Origin of the sequence: Rhodococcus sp. ARC_M6 (genome assembly GCF_022810305.1) — a bacterium.
In the GTDB taxonomy this organism is placed as follows: Bacteria; Actinomycetota; Actinomycetes; order Mycobacteriales; family Mycobacteriaceae; genus Rhodococcus_F.
On sequence record NZ_JALGQH010000012.1, the window covers coordinates 22,014 to 39,453 of the forward strand.

The window sequence follows — 17,440 nt, forward strand, 5'->3', positions numbered from 1 at the left end:
CTCCGGCAAACCCACCATGCTTCCGATGCCCGGCATATCCGCGTCGGCCGGCTCGAGCGCATCGTCGAGCTCGCCGGCCCCGTCTGCTTCGGCGATGCGTCGTGTGCTGCGTCGCGCGCGCGACGGAGCGACTCTGAACGTCGACGAGGCATCGACGCTGTTGCAGGCACGTGGCTCCGATCTGACGGATCTGTGCGCGTCAGCGGCGAAGGTCCGTGACGCCGGGCTGTTGGCTGCTGGACGTCCGAACACCGTGACGTACTCGCGCAAGGTTTTCATTCCGCTGACCCGCCTGTGTCAGGACAAGTGCCACTACTGCACTTTCGTGACGGTGCCGGGCAAGCTGCGCGCCGAGGGACACGGAATGTACCTCGAACCTGACGAGGTGCTTGATATTGCCCGGGCCGGCGCCGAATTGGGTTGCAAGGAGGCGCTGTTCACCTTGGGTGACCGCCCGGAGGCACGCTGGCCCGAGGCCAAGCAGTGGCTCGACGAGCGCGGTTACGACTCCACCCTCGACTACCTGCGGGCAATGTCGATCCGAGTGCTCGAGGAAACGGGACTGCTCCCGCACCTGAACCCCGGTGTGATGAGTTGGCAGGAACTTTCGCGTCTCAAGCCGGTCGCTCCGTCGATGGGCATGATGCTCGAGACCACCGCTACCAGGCTGTTCACCGACAAGGGTGAATGCCACTACGGCAGCCCGGACAAAGACCCGGCCGTTCGGTTGCGAACGTTGACCGATGCGGGCCGTCTGAACGTTCCGTTCACGACCGGCATTTTGGTGGGCATCGGGGAGAACTTCCTCGAGCGTGCCGAGTCGATCATGGCGATTCGTAAGTCGCACAAGGCCTTCGGTCATATTCAGGAAGTCATCATCCAGAACTTCCTGGCCAAGCCGGACACCGCGATGCGTGATACTCCCGACGCAAGCCTCGACGAGTTCCTGGCTTCTATCGCCGTCGCCCGTCTGCTCCTGGGCCCGACGATGCGGATCCAGAGCCCGCCCAATCTGGTCTCCAACAGCGAATGCCTGGCCCTCCTCGGTGCCGGCGTCGACGACTGGGGCGGGGTTTCGCCATTGACTCCCGATCACGTCAACCCGGAGCGCCCGTGGCCGAACCTCGAGACCTTGGCCGCGATCAGTGCGGAGGCAGGCTTCGCGCTCACCGAGCGCACTGCCGCGCAGCCTGCCTATGTTCTGGCCGGAGCGCCCTGGATCGACCCGCGGATCGCCGGTCATGTTCAGGCACTTGCCGACCCGAAGACGGGCCTGGCCAAGCTCGACACCAAGCCGGTGGGTCTGCCGTGGCAGGAGCCGGACGAATCCTGGGAATCCAGCGGACGCGTCGACCTCAATACCGAGATCGACACGGACGGCCGCAATACCGAAACGCGCAGTGACCTGGGCAGTGCCTTCGGTGACTGGGAGACCGTGCGCGAGCAGGTTCTCGAACTGAGCGCTCCCGTTCGCGTCGACACCGATCTTCTTGCTGCCCTACGCAGTGCCGAGCGTGATCCGGCCGGATGCTCGGACGACGAGTACCGCGCCCTCGCCATTGCCGAAGGCGCCGGACTGGAAGCTGTTGTGGCACTGGCAGATGCGCTCCGCAAGGAGGCCGTCGGTGAGGACGTCACCTACGTGGTGAACCGCAACATCAACTTCACCAACATTTGCTACACCGGTTGCCGGTTCTGTGCCTTCGCGCAGCGCAAGGGTGACGACGACGCCTTCACACTCTCGGCTGAGCAAGTCGCCGATCGGGCGTGGGAAGCGCACGTCGCCGGGGCCACCGAGGTGTGTATGCAGGGCGGCATCGATCCGGAACTTCCCGTCACGGGCTACGCCGATCTGGTGCGCGCGGTCAAGAAGCGCGTGCCGTCCATGCACGTCCACGCGTTTTCGCCCATGGAAATTGTGAACGGTGCATCGCGCAGTGGTGAGAGCATCCGCGATTGGCTCACGGCGTTGCGTGAAGCTGGACTCGATACGATTCCCGGCACCGCAGCCGAGATCCTCGATGACGAGGTGCGCTGGATCCTCACCAAGGGCAAATTGCCGACGGCAGAGTGGATCGAAGTAGTCACGACGGCGCACGAAGTGGGTCTGCGATCGAGTTCCACCATGATGTACGGACACGTCGATCAGCCGCATCACTGGGTTGGTCACCTCAACGTATTGCGCGGAATCCAGGATCGCACAGGCGGATTCACGGAGTTCGTTCTCCTGCCGTTTGTGCATCAGAGCGCTCCGCTGTACTTGGCCGGAGCGTCCCGGCCGGGCCCGACCATCCGGGACAACCGCGCTGCGCATGCCTTGGCGCGCATCATGCTGCACGGCCGGATCCCCAACATCCAGACCAGTTGGGTCAAGCTCGGCACCACCGGAACGCAGATGATGCTCAACGGCGGCGCCAACGACCTCGGCGGAACTTTGATGGAGGAGACCATCTCGCGGATGGCCGGATCCCAGCACGGCAGCGAGAAGACGGTCGCCGAACTACGCGCTATCGCCGAAGGCATCGGTCGACCCGCAGTCGAGCGCACAACCACGCATGCCCGACGCGAAGGAGTGATCGCCTGATGGCGGATGTCCTGGGTGACCGCAGAGTTGTCGACGTGCTCGATCGAGCGGTCTGGGGCATCAACCCCGTCCTCGACCTTGCGTACAGCGATCCGCTCGGGATCAAGCGTCGTACGTTCGAACCCACGGATCCGGAGCGAGGCGCCGCCGAGGCTGTTCTCGACGCCGTCGCCTGGGTTCTGGATGTCATCAAATTCCCCGGCACCGCAGCCTGGTCGGTCATGTCCGACGATCAAAGATCCCAGTGGTGGACCACCAGACTCGGTGCACTCAACACGCTAGTTGTCGCATTTCCCGGGATTTTCGGAGTTTTGCTCAGCCGATTACCGATCCAGGATTTGCTTGCTTTTGCCAATCAAGCCGTCGTCCTGGTGGCTGTTGCGCGTGAGCATGGAGTGACCGCGCGCGATCAGCAAGTTGATCTTCTTGCGTCAGTTCTGTGCCGCCGCGAGGTGGAATCACGCTCGGTGCTGGCCGGTGAAAATCTTGCCGAACAGCCCGTGACCAGCGTCGACGAGACCTGGCGACCGTTTGCGCTGATCGGAACGTTGTGGCGCACTGCCAAGACTTTTCGGGCAATCAGCGACGAACTGCACAAGCGTCCCCAACGGGCGAAGCCGTACGAGATGGCCGGAAAGATCCCCGTGATCGGCGTCGTAGCCGACTATCTCGGTGAGCGCGGTGCGCTGATCCGTGCTTCGGCTGCCGGTGAGAAGTGGATAGCGATTCGGACGAAGAACGCCACCACAGTAGGCTGAAATGTGTTAAGTCGCTTGCGCGGAGCAGGTGCACCTCTGGAAGGTAGGGAGAGAAGGCAGTGACCTACACGATTGCTGAACCGTGTGTAGATGTGTTGGACAAGGCTTGTATCGAGGAATGCCCTGTCGACTGCATCTACGAGGGTGGGCGCATGCTCTACATCCACCCCGACGAATGTGTCGACTGCGGCGCGTGTGAACCTGTCTGTCCCGTCGAAGCGATCTTCTACGAAGACGACGTTCCCGAGCAGTGGAGCCCGTACATCAGCGCCAATGTCGATTTCTTCGACAACCTCGGCTCGCCTGGTGGAGCCGCCAAGCTCGGCAAGGTCGACTATGACACGCCGTTCATCAAGGCCCTGCCTCCCATGGGTGAGGAATAGAAATCTTGTCTCGTACTCCGGTTGCTGCCGGGCTTCCCGATTTTCCGTGGGATTCGCTGGCAGATGTCACAGCCAAGGCACACGCGCATCCCGACGGCATCGTGAATTTGTCGGTGGGTACGCCGGTCGACCCGGTTGATCCGGTGATCCGGGAAGCTCTGGCATCCGTTGCAGAGGTCCCGGGTTACCCGACTACGCACGGAACTCTCGCTCTGCGTGAGGCTGTTGCCGAGTCACTCGATCGCCGCTACAACATTCCGGATATCGATCCGGCAGCCGTGCTGCCGGCCATCGGTACCAAGGAAATGATCGCGTGGTTGCCGACGCTCTTGGGCCTCGGTGCCGACGACCTCGTTGTCATTCCGGAGTTGGCGTACCCCACCTACGAGGTCGCTGCGAAGTTGGCCGGCGCACGGATCATTCGTGCCGACGGGCTGAACAAACTGGGTCCCGAATCGGCATCGCTGATCTTCGTGAATTCGCCGTCCAACCCCACCGGCAAGGTGCTCGGCCTCGAACACCTGCAGAAGGTTGTGGCGTGGGCACGCGAGCGAGGCGCCATCGTCGTCTCCGACGAGTGCTACCTCGGCCTGACCTGGGAATCGGATGCACTGTCCATTCTCGATCCACGCGTCAACGACGGTGACCTGACCGGCCTGCTGGCCGTGCATTCACTGTCCAAGACCTCGAACCTGGCGAGCTACCGCGCAGGTTTTGTCACCGGCGATCCGGCCTTGGTCGCGGAACTTCTCGAAGTCCGCAAGCACGCCGGAATGATTCTGCCGCTGCCCATTCAGGCTGCGATGGAAGCTGCACTCGGCGACGATCTGCACGAGAACGTGCAACGTGAGCGCTACCGCGAGCGCCGAAGCGTGTTGCTCGACGCCGTTCGCGGTGCCGGATTCACCGTCGACAATTCCGAGGCCGGCCTTTACCTGTGGGCTACTCGCGGTGAAGCCTGCCGCGACACGGTTGCGTGGTTTGCCGATCGCGGCATCCTGGTCGCTCCCGGCGAGTTCTACGGACCGAGCGGAAGCAAGCATGTACGTATTGCTTTGACGGCTACGGATGAGCGGATTGCCGCTGCGGCAAAGCGACTCACGGCGTAGCCAATTCTCGAAAACGATTGTCCGGCACCTGAACTTCAGGTGCCGGACAATTCTTTTTTGCCGTCCGGAGTCAGTGGCCGGTAGATTCCTTTGCCGGCGAAGTGGGAACCGGAGCACCATATTCGCTGGCGGCCCATGAGGCGAGCAGTCGCAGCGCTTGTTCGGATCCGGAGTCCGGCTCTGCGGTGTAGATGGTCAGTGTCAGGCCGGGTTCGGCGGCCATCTCGAGTCCCTCGTACGCAAGGGTGAGTTCACCGACGACGGGGTGGTGGAAGGTCTTGGAACCAGTGCCGTGGTGTCGGACATTGTGTGCGCTCCATCGACGGCGAAATTCTTCGCAACGGGTGCTGAGCTCACCGATGAGGTCGTGAAGTTCCTTGTTGTGTGGGTCGCGGGCGGCTTCGGTGCGCAAGATGGCGACCGTCACCTCGGCAAAGAGTTCCCAGTCGGGGTAGAAGTCGCGTGCCCGCTCGTCGAGGAAGGTATACCGGGCGATGTTCGGCGGCTGGCCAGGCATGTCGTAGACGTCCCCGTAGAACGCGCGGGCCAGCATGTTGACAGCAAGGATGTCCATGCGTCCGTTGCGGACGAATGCGGGGCCGGCGGTGATCGCGTCGAGGGCCCACTGCAAACTCTGGTGCGGGACCCACGTTTTCGAATTGCGGCGCCGCGGGGGCCTGGCCACGGGACTTGCTGCATGGGCGAGATCGAACAGATGTGCACGCTCGGCGTCGTCAAGGCGCAATGCCTTGGCGAGACTGTCGAGGACCTCGGGTGAGGCGCCGCTGATCGCGCCGCGTTCTATGCGTGTGTAGTACTCGATGCTGACGCCGGCCAGGGTCGCGACCTCACTGCGGCGAAGCCCTTCGACCCGCCGATTAGTTCCCGCTGGGAGTCCGACTTGTTCCGGAGTGACCAGGGCACGACGCGAGGTCAGGAATTCTCGGACTTCCGCTCGATTGTCCATACGTCGACGGTAGTCGAGGCCCCGGTGTCGAGGGAGTCCCTTGCAGTACCTCCACCAACCGGGACTCCCTCCCGTGCGCATTGAGTGGTGTGCTGGTGAAGAGGGAAATTGCCAAGGCTCCCGCCTGCGACCCGTCGACGAAGAAGAAACGAAACTACCTTGAAGTCAGAGACCAAGCCGATCGAAACCGTAAGCGTGCTAGCGCAATCCGCTTCCGTCGACCCAAACACGCCGATGCCGGCCAGACTCGTGGACTCGTCGTATCCACGTGGCAACCTACCGTTGCAGGCACTACTCGTCATGGCGCTCATGGGGTTCATTCTCATCGCCACCGAAACCATGCCCGCCGGTTTGTTGCCGCACATCGCGGGCGGCTTGAACGTCTCCGAAGGAGCCGCGGGACAGCTGGTCAGCGCCTACGCTCTGGGTACCGTGGTCCTCACCATCCCGGCGATAGCATTCACCCGCGGCATGCGACGCAAACCTGTGTTCCTCGTCGGCATCCTGGGATTTCTGATCGCGAACACGATCACCGTTTTCTCCCCGGATATCGCGCTGACGTTGATCGCGAGGTTCGCAGCCGGCGCTTTCTCCGGTCTGGTGTGGGGAATGCTCGCAGGATACGCACGTCGCATCACCGCCCCCGAACTTGCCGGGCGAGCTCTCACCATTGCTTCGATCGGCACACCCCTCGGCTTGGCCATCGGAACGCCTTTCGGATCGTGGCTGGGCACTACATTCGACTGGCGCTGGTCTTTCGGAGTCCTCTCCGTGTTGACGGTTGTCACCGCCGTCCTCGCCCTGACGATCGTTCCCGATGCCCCGGGACAACGTCCGGAATCACGCGTCCCCCTCGTGCGGGTGTTTGCCATTCCCGGCGTCACCGTCATCCTCGTCGTCATTTTTGCGTGGATGCTCGCGCACAACACGGTCTACACCTATATTGCGTCCTATCTCCGGACCGCGAATGTGTCGATCTCGGTAGACGTGGTTCTGATGGTGTTCGGGGTTTCCGCGCTGATCGGCATCGCGATCACCGGCGTCCTCATCGACCGCGTCCCTCGGCCACTGATTTTGGGCAGCCTCTCCCTCTTCCTCACTGCGGGTGTGATTTTCGGTGTCCTAAGCCAGTCGCTCGCTGCGGTGTTCGTCGCCGTTGTTCTCTGGGGAGTCGCCTTCGGCGGCGCGGCGCCACAGCTGCAGACAGCTATCAGCGCAGCAAGCGGAGAGAACGCAGACATCGCCAACTCCCTGCTCGGGGTCGCGTTCAACGTCGCCATCTTCTCGGCCGGAGTTCTGGGAGCGGTACTCGTGAGCACCTTCGACGGAATGGCTCTGCCTTTCCTCATGATCGGGCTCGCCGCAATCGCCGTCTCCATCGCCTTCACTGCCCGCCACACAGCATTCCCCGCCCGCTAGCTCACCGTCACACCCATCCGACCAACCACACCCCGGAGATAGATACATGCACACCGTCACCGCTTACGCCGCCCCGTCCGCAACCGAACCCCTTGTCCGCACACGCATCGAACGCCGCGACGTCGGCCCGAGCGACGTGCTCATCGAAATCAAGTACGCCGGAATCTGTCACTCGGACATCCACACCGTCCGCGGAGACTGGGGTCCCCAGAACTACCCCCTCGCTCCCGGTCACGAAATCGCCGGCATCGTCACCGAAGTGGGTTCGGCCGTCACCAAGCACGCCGTCGGTGATCGAGTGGGTGTCGGCTGCATGGTCAACTCGTGCCGCGAATGCGTCCACTGCCGTGGCGGCGAAGAGCAGTACTGCCGCGAAGGCAATATCGGGACCTACGGCAGCGTGGACCGCGACGGCACCATCACCCAGGGCGGATACTCCACGCACGTCGTCGTGGACGAAGACTTCGTCCTTCGCGTTCCGGTGAGCATCGACTTCGCAGCGGCCGCCCCACTGCTGTGCGCCGGCATCACCACCTACTCACCACTCAAACACTGGGGCGCCGGCCCCGGCAAGAAAGTTGCGATCGTGGGGATGGGCGGACTGGGCCATATGGCGGTCCAGATCGCACACGCGCTGGGCGCCGACGTCACCGTCCTGTCCCAGACCCTGAGCAAGAAGGACGACGGTGTGCGTCTCGGCGCAGATCACTACTACGCCACCAGTGACCCGACAACATTCACCGATCTTGCAGACACCTTCGATCTGATCGTGAACACCGTCAGCGCACACATCGATATCAACTCCTACCTGCAGTTACTGACTCTCGACGGCACTCTGGTGAACGTCGGCGCACCGTCGGAACCGCTTCCGGTGGAAGTTTTTTCGCTGATCCTAGGGCGCCGTTCCTTCGCAGGGTCGGCGATCGGCGGCATCCGTGAGACCCAGGAAATGCTCGACTTCTGCGCCGAGCACGGCATCGCTCCCGAAACCGAACTCATCGCCGCCGATCAGATCAACGACGCCTACGAACGCGTCCTTACCTCCGATGTTCGGTACCGGTTCGTCATCGACACCGCGACCCTCCTCTAGACCCGGTGCGAACTGCAATCGCGACAGAAGGAACCCATGCGACAAAGTTTGTCATCGCCGGAACAGTGGCCATCGTGTTCGCCGTCACCGGATGCACGACATTCGTCGAACGTTCCACCTCACATTCGACGATTCCGGCTGCCGCCAGATCGCTCCCTTCGTCCGCGAGTAGTTCTGCCGACTCGGCAATCGAGGTGGGCATGGTCGAAGGGACCGTCGATGACGAGGGGCCGATCACGTGAGCCGTCTACCCAGTTACGTACCGCATTAAAATCTTCCGAGGTGCGGACGGCGACACCTTCGGCGCCGTAACCGCGGGCAATTGCCGCGAGGTCGGTTTCCGGAAAGGTCACTATCGAACGGTCCATCTCGGGATCCGTGAAGTGATGGACCTCGGCGCCGTAGGCGCTGTCGTTGTACATCACAATCACCAGGGGAAGTTTCAGGCGGACAACCGTTTCGAGTTCCGAAATGCCCATCAGAAATCCGCCGTCACCGAGGGCTGCGTCGGGTAAGCGATCCGGTTTAGCCAGCGCGGTGCCGATCGCAGAGGCCAATCCGTTGGCCGGAGCAGATGTGGCGACCAATGCTCGGAATCTGATCGAAGCTGAGACCATCGCGGCGGCTCACCCAATGGGTCGGCGCGTCCAGGTGCGTGCCGGTGTGCTCGCCGGTATGCAGTTTATTTCAGCTCCACAAGGGTCCGTCGTCGTCGAAATTGCTCACAGGTTGAGTGTTGCGGCGATCGTGTTCGCGAACGGCTCCGGCAATCACAGCACCGGGGTGGTGGAACTCAACGGGGCCGTGAGGTCGATGATCTCGATGGACTGGGTGCCGATTTTAGCGAGCAGTTAGTTGAGTGTCCTCATATGCCATCCTTCGATTCGAGCGAATCGGGTGTATCCGCACACTATCGAGCACTGCGTTCTGCCACTCGCCGGGTTAGCCTGAAGGAAGGTCCTCACGGGTCAAGGAGTCAACATGGACGGCGTTACCGCAGTTCCGATTCCGGTCAATGAACCGGTTCATTCCTACGTGCCGGGTAGTCCTGAGCGTGCTCGGCTTCGATCGGCCTTGAGCAGTGTGTCCAGTGAATGCATCGAGATCCCGCACGTGATCGGCGGCTCCGAAGTGCGTGGAGCAGGCGTATCTGTGGATGTCGTCGAACCTCACCGGCACGCGCATGTACTGGGCACGTTCCGCAACGGCACCGGTGAGGACGCTGCTGCTGCCATCGATGCGGCGACAGTTGCAGCCCCTGGTTGGCGTGAACTTTCGTTCGACGACAGAGCTGCGGTGATTCTGCGGGCCGCAGACCTACTCTCGGGTCCGTGGCGTGAACGAATCGCGGCGGCAACCATGCTGGGCCAGTCGAAGTCGGTGCAACAGGCCGAGATTGACGCGCCCTGCGAGTTGGTGGACTTCTGGCGATTCAACGTGCACTTTGCACGCCAGATCCTGGCCGAGCAGCCACAGTCGTCGCCCGGAGTCTGGAACCGGATGGAATACCGTCCGCTGGAAGGATTTGTCTACGCGATTACGCCGTTCAATTTCACCGCCATTGCCGGTAACCTCCCGACTGCTCCGGTGCTGATGGGAAACACGGTTCTCTGGAAGCCGTCGCCCACGCAGACGGTCGCGGCGTACTGGACGATGAAACTGCTCGAAGAAGCTGGACTTCCGCCCGGGGTGATCAATCTGGTGACCGGCGATGGGCCGGATATTTCTGCAGTGGCACTGCGGGATCGGCGTCTGGCCGGCATTCACTTCACCGGTTCCACCCGAACTTTCCAATCCTTGTGGGCGCAGGTAGGCGCGAACATCGGGGACTACGCGGGCTATCCACGATTGGTGGGGGAGACCGGCGGGAAGGACTTTGTGGTTGCTCACCCGTCGGCGGATCCCGACATCCTGAAAACAGCGCTGATCCGGGGAGCGTACGAGTACCAAGGCCAGAAGTGTTCGGCCGCTTCCCGTGCCTACGTTCCGCGAAGTCTGTGGTCGGTGATGCGTGAGGAATTCCTCGAAGAAGTGGACGGAATCACTTACGGCGACGTGACGGATCTCGAGAACTTCGGGGGCGCAGTCATTGATCGTCGGTCATTCGACAAGAGCGTGGCGGCAATCGGGCGGGCTCACGCGACGCCGGGCATCGACGTTGTTGTCGGCGGAAAATCTGACGACAGTGTCGGCTATTTTGTTCGCCCCACGGTATTGCTGGTGGATGATCCACACGACGAGGCGATGACGACGGAGTACTTCGGGCCGATCCTCTCGATTCATCTCTACGACGACAATGCACCGGACGCATTTGCGCGGATCCTGTCGGAAGCAGATTCCGCGGCCCCGTATGCACTGACCGGATCGATCTTTGCCACAGATCGCGCTGCAGTGGCGCAGGCAACAGATGCTTTGCGATTTACGGCCGGAAATTTCTACGTCAACGACAAGCCCAGTGGGGCAGTGGTGGGGCAGCAACCGTTCGGTGGTGCCCGTGCGTCCGGCACTAACGACAAAGCGGGCTCCCCGCTCAACTTGATGCGGTGGGTATCGGCTCGAACGGTGAAAGAAACGTTTGTTGCTCCCGTGGATTACCGGTATCCGCACATGGAGCCGGAACCGTGAAACCGCCTGTTGTACTGACCAATCCGCTTCGGCCGGTAATCTTGGCGGCTGCACGATCCTCTCGGTGTGAACACGCGATTACGTCGACGTCTCTGAGTCGGCAGTTGGTGAATCGGTTTGTTGCCGGCAGCGGGCGCAGCGACGCGATCGACGTGGTGAGTCGATTGCTCGACGGGGGGCGGTACGTCTCGGTCGACTTTCTGGGGGAGCACGTCACCGATACGGCTGCTGCGCAGGCAACCGTGGACGAATACCTGTCGCTGATCGAGGAATTGGGAAAACTCACCGACTCGACTACCTCGGTGCCGCCGGTGGAGGTGTCGATGAAACTTTCCGCCTTGGGCGTCGAGTTCTGTGCCGAAGATGCCGTCAAGAATGCTCGAATCCTCTGCGAGGCGGCACAGTCTTCCGGAGTTTGGGTCACCGTCGATGCCGAAGATCACACCACCACTGATTCGACCCTCGCCGCTGTTCGCTTGTTACACAACGATTTCCCGTGGTTAGGCACAGCGCTGCAGGCCTATCTGAAACGTACCGAATCGGATTGTCATGAGTTCGCGGATGCCCGGATCAGATTATGCAAAGGCGCCTACAACGAACCGTCGTCAGTGGCGTACCGGCGTCGGGACGAGGTGACGGCGTCGTATCTGCGGTGTCTTGACGTTCTGTGTGAGGGAACGGGATACCCGATGGTCGCGTCACACGATCCTGCCGTGATCGAGGCGGCGGCACACAGGGTTCGGCGACAGTTCGAATATCAGATGTTGTACGGCATTCGAGAGGACGAACAGGCGCGGTTGGTGGCTGCCGGAAACCGCGTCCGGACGTATGTTCCCTACGGCAGCGCGTGGTACCCGTACTTCATGCGCCGGCTTGCTGAGCGCCCGGCGAATCTCCGGTTCTTCCTGAGATCGCTTGTCTCTCGCAATTGACAGTCAGTGCGTTGTGAGATGCTGTCGGTATGCTGCTCCGATCACTGAATTCCCTTGCCATTGCCCGCGGCGACGATGTCGAGGACGCGATCAGGATCGGGGACACGACGCTCTCCCGAAGCCAGATTCTCGGTGCGGCCACCTCGGTTGCCGAGCGGGTCGCGCAGGCTCAGCGGGTTGCCGTGCTGGCGACACCGACGGCAAAAACGATCCTCGCGGTAGTCGGCGCTCTCATTGCGGGCGTCACCGTCGTTCCGGTTCCGCCGGACGCCGGGATTGCCGAACGCGAGCACATACTTAATGACTCCGGGGCCCAGGCCTGGCTGGGGGAGACCGACGAGTTGTGCGTTGGTCTGCCCGTCGTTCCGGTTCGGCTGCATGCCCGTTCGTGGCACAGCTACCAGGAGCCTTCCCCGGAATCCACGGCATTTGTTCTCTACACTTCCGGCACGACCGGGCCGCCGAAGGGCGTACTGCTGAGCCGCCGCGCTATCGCCGCCGGCATCGACGCTCTGGCCGAGGCGTGGGAGTGGACGGGGAAGGACACCGTCGTACACGGACTTCCGCTCTTCCACGTACACGGTCTGATCCTGGGCGTGCTGGGGCCGCTTCGGGTGGGAAGCCGATTGGTCCATACCGTCAAGCCGACCCCGCAGGCCTATGCGCAAGCCGGTGGCTCCCTCTACTTCGGGGTGCCGACGGTCTGGTCGCGGGTCGTCGAGGACGAGGCGTCGGCGCGCGCATTGTCGTCGGCGCGGTTGCTGGTTTCCGGCAGCGCGCCCTTGCCGGTTCCGGTGTTCGAGAAACTGCGCGATCTCACGGGTCTGACACCGATCGAGCGTTACGGAATGAGCGAGACGATGCTGACGCTCAGTACGCGCGTCGACGGCGAGCGTCGGCCCGGTTGGGTGGGCGTACCCGTTCGCGGCGTGGAAACTCGGTTGCGCGACGAAGCGGGCAACGACGTGCCTCATGACGGCGAGAGCATCGGCGGCCTCCAGGTGCGTGGTCCGATGTTGTTCGACGGTTATCTGAACCGTCCCGACGCGACGGCCGAATCCTGGACGGACGATGGGTTCTTCAAGACCGGTGATGTTGCGGTGATCGACGAGGGCGGATTCCATCGAATTGTCGGCCGTGAATCCATCGACCTGATCAAGACCGGAGGCTTTCGCGTCGGCGCCGGTGAGATCGAGACGGCACTTCTCGGGCATCCTTCGGTGGCTGAAGTTGCGGTAGTCGGTGTCCCCGATTCGGACCTCGGCCAGCGGATTGTGGCATTTGTCGTTCGGCGTCATTCCGAACCGGAGGTGTCCGAGACAGAGCTGATCGATCTGGTTGGTGGACAGCTGTCGGCACATAAGCGTCCGCGCGAAATTCGGTTTGTCGAGGCGCTCCCGCGGAACGCGATGGGCAAGGTACAAAAGCGACTTTTGATGCCCGAATAATCTCGTTTGGTTGGATTTTCCGTGTTCTTCGCTACACTTCCCGCCGGTACGGATTGCTCCAGTCGCACCTGCGACTGGCTTCGGGAGGGCAGATTTCATGGCGGGCGGACGGCACTCGAGCGCTGACAGCGGGCGTTCATTCGGGTTTTACGCGTTGAGCGGGTTGGTTCTGGTTGCAGTAGCTGCCACCGGAATTGTCGTTTTCAAGGCAGTCCAACCCGAGACCTGTCCGAGCGTCGACGAGTTCACTCTGGCAGCGGATCCGTCGATCGCACCCGCCGTATCCGAGGTGCTGGGCGACGTGCCGCCGGAGCAGACGGACTGCGCGCGGATCGTCGTCGAAGCTGCACTCCCGGGCGACATCGTGGGGCGTCTCGGTAAGGGCGTCGATGCACCCGATCTGTGGATTCCCGACTCCGCCGCGTGGGTCGGCAAAGCCGCTCTTACAGCGGCGGGGCCGGTTGCCACGGCGGGCGGGTCGATCGCGACCACTCCGGTCGTGCTGGCTTCGGGCGGCGGTGAGCAGTTCGCGAACTGGCTGTCGGTGTTGGAAGTGCCGGACCTTGCAATGGGCAACCCCCTGTCCACCGGTACTGCGTCGGCCCCGATCCTGGCCGCGCTCGCCGAACACAGTGGTGGGGCGGAATCGGTACGTGCGGCATTGGTGCCGCACGCGCAGTCGGAGAGTGTGCGGACCGAGGATCAGCCGGTCGGAGCCAAGATGCTGACCGAGCTGGTCAGCACCGGCAAAGTCGGGGTATCGACCGAGCAGCAGGTCGTGCAGTTCGGTAATCCGTCCATCAACGCGACCGTGCCGGCCACCGGCACCATGATGATGGACTACCCACTGGTCGTGAGCGCCTCGGACCCCGAGCGTCACTATCTGTCAGCCAAGAAAGCTGATGCCCTCGAAGTGATATTCAAGAGTGAAGCATCACAGGAAGTATTGACCCGCAACGGTTTCCGTGACGCCTCCGGAGCGACGCCGGTGGATGGCGGAATCGGAAACGTCACGGCGCTGCCGGCACCGGACCAATCCGCGGCAGATCGAACGCTCGGTGCCTGGACGCTGATGGCCAAGCCGATTCGCACCCTGGTCGCGATCGACGTGTCGTCTTCGATGGACTTCCCGGCTACCGGCGGAAAAAATCGGATGCAGCTCACGACAGCCGCAGCGCTGGCCGGTAACCAAGTTTTCCCGGACAGTGTGGCCGCTGGGTTGTGGGCTTTTTCCCAGGGTATGAACGGAACTCAGGACTACCAGGAATTGGTTCCGATCCGACGCTACGACACCATTGTCGACGGAGTGTCTCAGCGAACGCTGATGGCAGAGCAGGCCAATCGGTTGACCCAACTCAAGCGCGGGGCGACGGGTCTCTACGACACCACCCTGGCAGCGTTTCGCAAGGTACAGGAATCGTACGATCCGCGAGCAGTCAACAGTGTGATCGTGCTGACCGACGGCGCCAATGAGGATGCGGACAGTATTACTCGGGAGCAGCTACTCGATGTGCTTGCACGTGAGCAGGATCCGGCCCGCCCGGTGATCATCGTGACCATCGGTATCACCGACGATGCCGACGCAGCTGCGCTGGCGGATATTTCGAGAGTTACCGGCGGCTCCACGTACATCGCGCGTGACCCGTCGGAGATTTCCGAAGTGTTCGTGAATGCGTTGGCTCACCGCGGCGCGTAAAACCCCTCTGATGGTGAAGGATTTCGTTCGCTCAGCGAACGAAATCCTTCACCATCAGGGCTGCTTCGCCTTCCGCAGTCGGGTGTTCAGATACCCGAGTGCCGCGATTATCGCGAAGAGGACCGATGTCGAGATCAGCTGGGCGCGGGCGTCGTCGTCGAACAGCATGAGGATGACAAACGCTCCGAGCATCGCCAGGGTGGCGTAGCTGAGATACGGGAACAGCCACATGCGGATCGAGAGCTTGCCTTCGGCCTCGAGTTGCCGGCGCAACCGAAGGTGCGAGACGACGATGAAGATCCAGATGACGAGCAGTGCCGCGCCGACTGCGTTGAGCAGGATGCCGAGCAGGTCGTCGGGCAGAAGCCAGTTCAGGAGCACACTGACGAAACCGAAGAAGACCGAGAGCAATACCGCGTTGGTGGGTACACCGGTTTTCGAGAGTTTTGCCATGAACGCCGGACCGTCGCCGCGCCGGGCCAATGAGAACGCCATACGTGAGGTGCCGTAGATGTTGGCGTTGAATGCCGACAGCAAGGCAACAACCACAACAAGTTCCATGAATCCCGCGACGCCGGGGATGTCGGCCTTGTTGAGTACGGCGACAAACGGGCCGCTCTCGAGTCCCGGATCGTTCCACGGCAGCACCAAGACCATGATCGAGATGGCGCCGATGTAGAAGACGCTGATACGCCACACCACGCTGCGGACAGCGATGGCGATGGAGCGTTCCGGATTCTCGGATTCGGCGGCGGCAATGGTGACGATTTCGATACCGCCGAAGGCGAAGGCCACCACCAGAAGTCCGGCAGCGACGCCCGAGAATCCGGTGGGCATGAAGCCGCCTTGACCGAACAGGTTGGAGGTTCCTACCGGGTCGGTACCGGGAAGAAGTCCGAAGACGAGCAACACACCGACGATCAGGAAGCCGATGATGACGGTGACTTTGATTGCGGCGAACCAGAATTCGAACTCGCCGAAGTTGCTGACCTTGGCCAGGTTCACGGCGGCGAAGAACACCACGAAGACGAGGGCCACCACCCACTGGGGTACCCCGGGTAGCCAGTTGTCGACGATGTCGGAGGCTCCGGTGATCTCGGCGCCCAGAACCATGATGAGCATGAACCAGTAGAGCCAGCCCATCACGAATCCGGCCCACTCGCCGATACCCAGACGGGCGTAGTGCGAGAAGGAACCGCTGGCCGGAATCGCCGCGCCCATCTCGCCGAGCATCCGCATCACGAAGACGACTACGGCGCCCGCGACGATGTAGGAGAGCAGGACCGCGGGCCCGGCCGTCGCAATACCGACGCCCGTTCCGAGGAACAGGCCGGCGCCGATGGCTGAGCCCAGGCCCATCATCGTGAGATGTCGGACCTTGAGGCCGTGACCGAGAGCGGTGGGTGCTTCCTCGCGGGCGTCGGTGTTACTCATCAGTCGTTGGCGTGGAGTGCAGCATTCAATTCGACGCCGGTGCCCTTCCACGGCACGACCTCGACGGCACCCGATACGGAGTTACGACGGAACAGAAGGTTGGACTTGCCGCTGAGGTCCTTGGCCTTGACGACGGTGCCGTCGGGGCCGGTGACCTTGGTGCCCGCGGTGACGTACAGGCCGGCTTCGAGGACGCAGTCGTCGCCGAGGGAGATGCCGAGGCCCGAGTTGGCGCCGAGGAGGCAGCGCTTGCCGAGGGAGATCGTTTCCTTTCCGCCGCCGGACAGGGTGCCCATGATGGATGCGCCGCCGCCCACGTCGGATCCATCGTCGACGACGACGCCGGCGGAGATGCGGCCTTCGACCATGGAGTTGCCGAGGGTGCCGGCGTTGAAGTTCACGAAGCCTTCGTGCATGACGGTGGTGCCGGCTGCGAGGTGTGCGCCCAGGCGGACGCGATCGGCATCGGCGATGCGTACGCCGGCGGGGACGACGTAGTCGACCATGCGGGGGAACTTGTCGACGCTGAAGACGGTGACGACGCCGCGGATGCGCAGACGCGAACGGACCTGCTCGAATCCTTCGACGGCGCACGGGCCGAAGTTGGTCCAGACGACGTTGGCGAGGAGACCGAACTGGCCGTCGAGGTTGACGCCGTGAGGCGCGACGAGGCGGTGGGAAAGTAGGTGAAGGCGCAGGTAGACGTCGTAGGCGTCAACCGGGGCCTTGCTGAGGTCGGCGATGGTGGTGCGGACGATGACCTGCGAGACCTCGCGAGCTTCGTCGTTGCCGGCCAGCAGGGCGAGATCGGAAGGAATGTCTGTTCCCTCGACGTTCTCGGTACCGGATTTGTCGAATGTTCCCAGCTCCGGTGCGGGGAACCAGGTGTCGAGGACGGTTCCGTCCGCGGTCACGTTGGCGATACCTACTGCTGTTGCTCCCTGTGCGCTCACAGAACTAGAGATTACTGGTGTCGTGGCCGGCGGCCTATTCTG

14 protein-coding genes and 1 pseudogene are annotated in these 17,440 nt (G+C 62.5%); 10 read left to right on the plus strand and 5 right to left on the minus strand.

Going from position 1 to position 17,440, the window contains the following annotated elements:
- Positions 1 to 16: 16 nt before the first annotated feature.
- The 4 genes from MTX36_RS14625 to dapC are packed head-to-tail and all read left to right on the plus strand — an operon-like array spanning position 17 to position 4,834.
- A complete protein-coding gene (locus tag MTX36_RS14625; protein WP_243620575.1) occupies positions 17 to 2,584 on the plus strand; it encodes a bifunctional FO biosynthesis protein CofGH in 2,568 nt (855 codons plus the stop codon).
- Positions 2,584 to 3,342: a hypothetical protein gene (locus MTX36_RS14630; RefSeq protein ID WP_243620470.1), complete on the plus strand. Its 759-nt coding sequence runs from the start codon at positions 2,584 to 2,586 to the stop codon at positions 3,340 to 3,342. The genes MTX36_RS14625 and MTX36_RS14630 overlap by 1 nt, the downstream gene beginning before the upstream one ends.
- Before the next feature lie 59 nt (positions 3,343 to 3,401).
- Complete coding sequence (gene fdxA, locus MTX36_RS14635; RefSeq protein ID WP_094274276.1) at positions 3,402 to 3,725, plus strand: ferredoxin; 324 nt, start codon at positions 3,402 to 3,404, stop codon at positions 3,723 to 3,725.
- A gap of 5 nt (positions 3,726 to 3,730) precedes the next feature.
- Positions 3,731 to 4,834: a succinyldiaminopimelate transaminase gene (gene dapC / locus MTX36_RS14640; RefSeq protein ID WP_094274275.1), complete on the plus strand. Its 1,104-nt coding sequence runs from the start codon at positions 3,731 to 3,733 to the stop codon at positions 4,832 to 4,834.
- Positions 4,835 to 4,904: 70 nt separating this feature from the next.
- On the opposite strand, the gene MTX36_RS14645 is transcribed toward dapC, so the two are convergent.
- The gene (locus tag MTX36_RS14645; protein WP_243620471.1) at positions 4,905 to 5,801 is read right to left on the minus strand and encodes a helix-turn-helix transcriptional regulator; all 897 of its coding nucleotides are present in this window, start codon (positions 5,799 to 5,801) and stop codon (positions 4,905 to 4,907) included.
- Between the two features lie 159 nt (positions 5,802 to 5,960).
- Between MTX36_RS14645 and MTX36_RS14650 the strand changes: the two genes are divergently transcribed.
- Together MTX36_RS14650 and MTX36_RS14655 are read left to right on the plus strand one after the other, a co-directional pair.
- Positions 5,961 to 7,220: an MFS transporter gene (locus tag MTX36_RS14650; protein WP_243620472.1), complete on the plus strand. Its 1,260-nt coding sequence runs from the start codon at positions 5,961 to 5,963 to the stop codon at positions 7,218 to 7,220.
- A 46-nt stretch (positions 7,221 to 7,266) separates the two neighbouring features.
- Positions 7,267 to 8,310 (plus strand): NAD(P)-dependent alcohol dehydrogenase, encoded by a 1,044-nt coding sequence (locus MTX36_RS14655; protein ID WP_243620473.1) that lies wholly within the window; start codon positions 7,267 to 7,269, stop codon positions 8,308 to 8,310.
- Positions 8,311 to 8,429: 119 nt separating this feature from the next.
- Here the strand turns inward: MTX36_RS14655 and MTX36_RS14660 are convergent.
- Positions 8,430 to 8,870: pseudogene (locus tag MTX36_RS14660) on the minus strand (thiamine pyrophosphate-dependent enzyme); the annotation flags it as partial.
- On the minus strand, positions 8,836 to 8,991 hold the full coding sequence (locus MTX36_RS14665; protein ID WP_308198228.1) for a cyclase family protein: 156 nt from the start codon (positions 8,989 to 8,991) through the stop codon (positions 8,836 to 8,838). The gene MTX36_RS14665 and the pseudogene MTX36_RS14660, both read right to left, overlap by 35 nt.
- Before the next feature lie 300 nt (positions 8,992 to 9,291).
- Here MTX36_RS14665 and pruA point away from each other — a divergent pair, with 300 nt between their 5' ends.
- From pruA to MTX36_RS14685, 4 genes are all read left to right on the plus strand, one after another.
- Positions 9,292 to 10,935: an L-glutamate gamma-semialdehyde dehydrogenase gene (gene pruA / locus MTX36_RS14670; protein ID WP_243620474.1), complete on the plus strand. Its 1,644-nt coding sequence runs from the start codon at positions 9,292 to 9,294 to the stop codon at positions 10,933 to 10,935.
- Positions 10,932 to 11,867, plus strand: coding sequence for a proline dehydrogenase family protein (locus MTX36_RS14675; protein WP_243620475.1), 936 nt, complete (start codon positions 10,932 to 10,934; stop codon positions 11,865 to 11,867). Before pruA ends, MTX36_RS14675 begins: the two co-directional genes overlap by 4 nt.
- Before the next feature lie 29 nt (positions 11,868 to 11,896).
- Complete coding sequence (locus MTX36_RS14680) at positions 11,897 to 13,315, plus strand: acyl-CoA synthetase (RefSeq protein ID WP_243620476.1); 1,419 nt, start codon at positions 11,897 to 11,899, stop codon at positions 13,313 to 13,315.
- Between the two features lie 97 nt (positions 13,316 to 13,412).
- A complete protein-coding gene (locus MTX36_RS14685; RefSeq protein WP_243620477.1) occupies positions 13,413 to 15,011 on the plus strand; it encodes a substrate-binding domain-containing protein in 1,599 nt (532 codons plus the stop codon).
- A 54-nt stretch (positions 15,012 to 15,065) separates the two neighbouring features.
- Here the strand turns inward: MTX36_RS14685 and MTX36_RS14690 are convergent, their stop codons facing one another.
- Both MTX36_RS14690 and dapD read right to left on the minus strand, forming a co-directional pair.
- On the minus strand, positions 15,066 to 16,445 hold the full coding sequence (locus MTX36_RS14690) for an amino acid permease (RefSeq protein ID WP_243620478.1): 1,380 nt from the start codon (positions 16,443 to 16,445) through the stop codon (positions 15,066 to 15,068).
- On the minus strand, positions 16,445 to 17,398 hold the full coding sequence (gene dapD / locus MTX36_RS14695) for a 2,3,4,5-tetrahydropyridine-2,6-dicarboxylate N-succinyltransferase (RefSeq protein ID WP_243620479.1): 954 nt from the start codon (positions 17,396 to 17,398) through the stop codon (positions 16,445 to 16,447). The genes MTX36_RS14690 and dapD overlap by 1 nt, the downstream gene beginning before the upstream one ends.
- Positions 17,399 to 17,440 lie beyond the last annotated feature (42 nt).

What these genes read in the sequence shown, in the direction of transcription:
- pruA (WP_243620474.1), top strand. Translation starts at nt 9,292, where the DNA reads ATGGACGGCGTTACCGCAGTTCCGATTCCGGTCAATGAACCGGTTCAT.
- MTX36_RS14630 (WP_243620470.1), top strand. Translation starts at nt 2,584, where the DNA reads ATGGCGGATGTCCTGGGTGACCGCAGAGTTGTCGACGTGCTCGATCGA.
- MTX36_RS14680 (WP_243620476.1), top strand. Translation starts at nt 11,897, where the DNA reads ATGCTGCTCCGATCACTGAATTCCCTTGCCATTGCCCGCGGCGACGAT.
- MTX36_RS14685 (WP_243620477.1), top strand. Translation starts at nt 13,413, where the DNA reads ATGGCGGGCGGACGGCACTCGAGCGCTGACAGCGGGCGTTCATTCGGG.
- MTX36_RS14690 (WP_243620478.1), bottom strand. Translation starts at nt 16,445, where the DNA reads ATGAGTAACACCGACGCCCGCGAGGAAGCACCCACCGCTCTCGGTCAC.
- MTX36_RS14625 (WP_243620575.1), top strand. Translation starts at nt 17, where the DNA reads ATGCTTCCGATGCCCGGCATATCCGCGTCGGCCGGCTCGAGCGCATCG.
- MTX36_RS14645 (WP_243620471.1), bottom strand. Translation starts at nt 5,801, where the DNA reads ATGGACAATCGAGCGGAAGTCCGAGAATTCCTGACCTCGCGTCGTGCC.
- MTX36_RS14655 (WP_243620473.1), top strand. Translation starts at nt 7,267, where the DNA reads ATGCACACCGTCACCGCTTACGCCGCCCCGTCCGCAACCGAACCCCTT.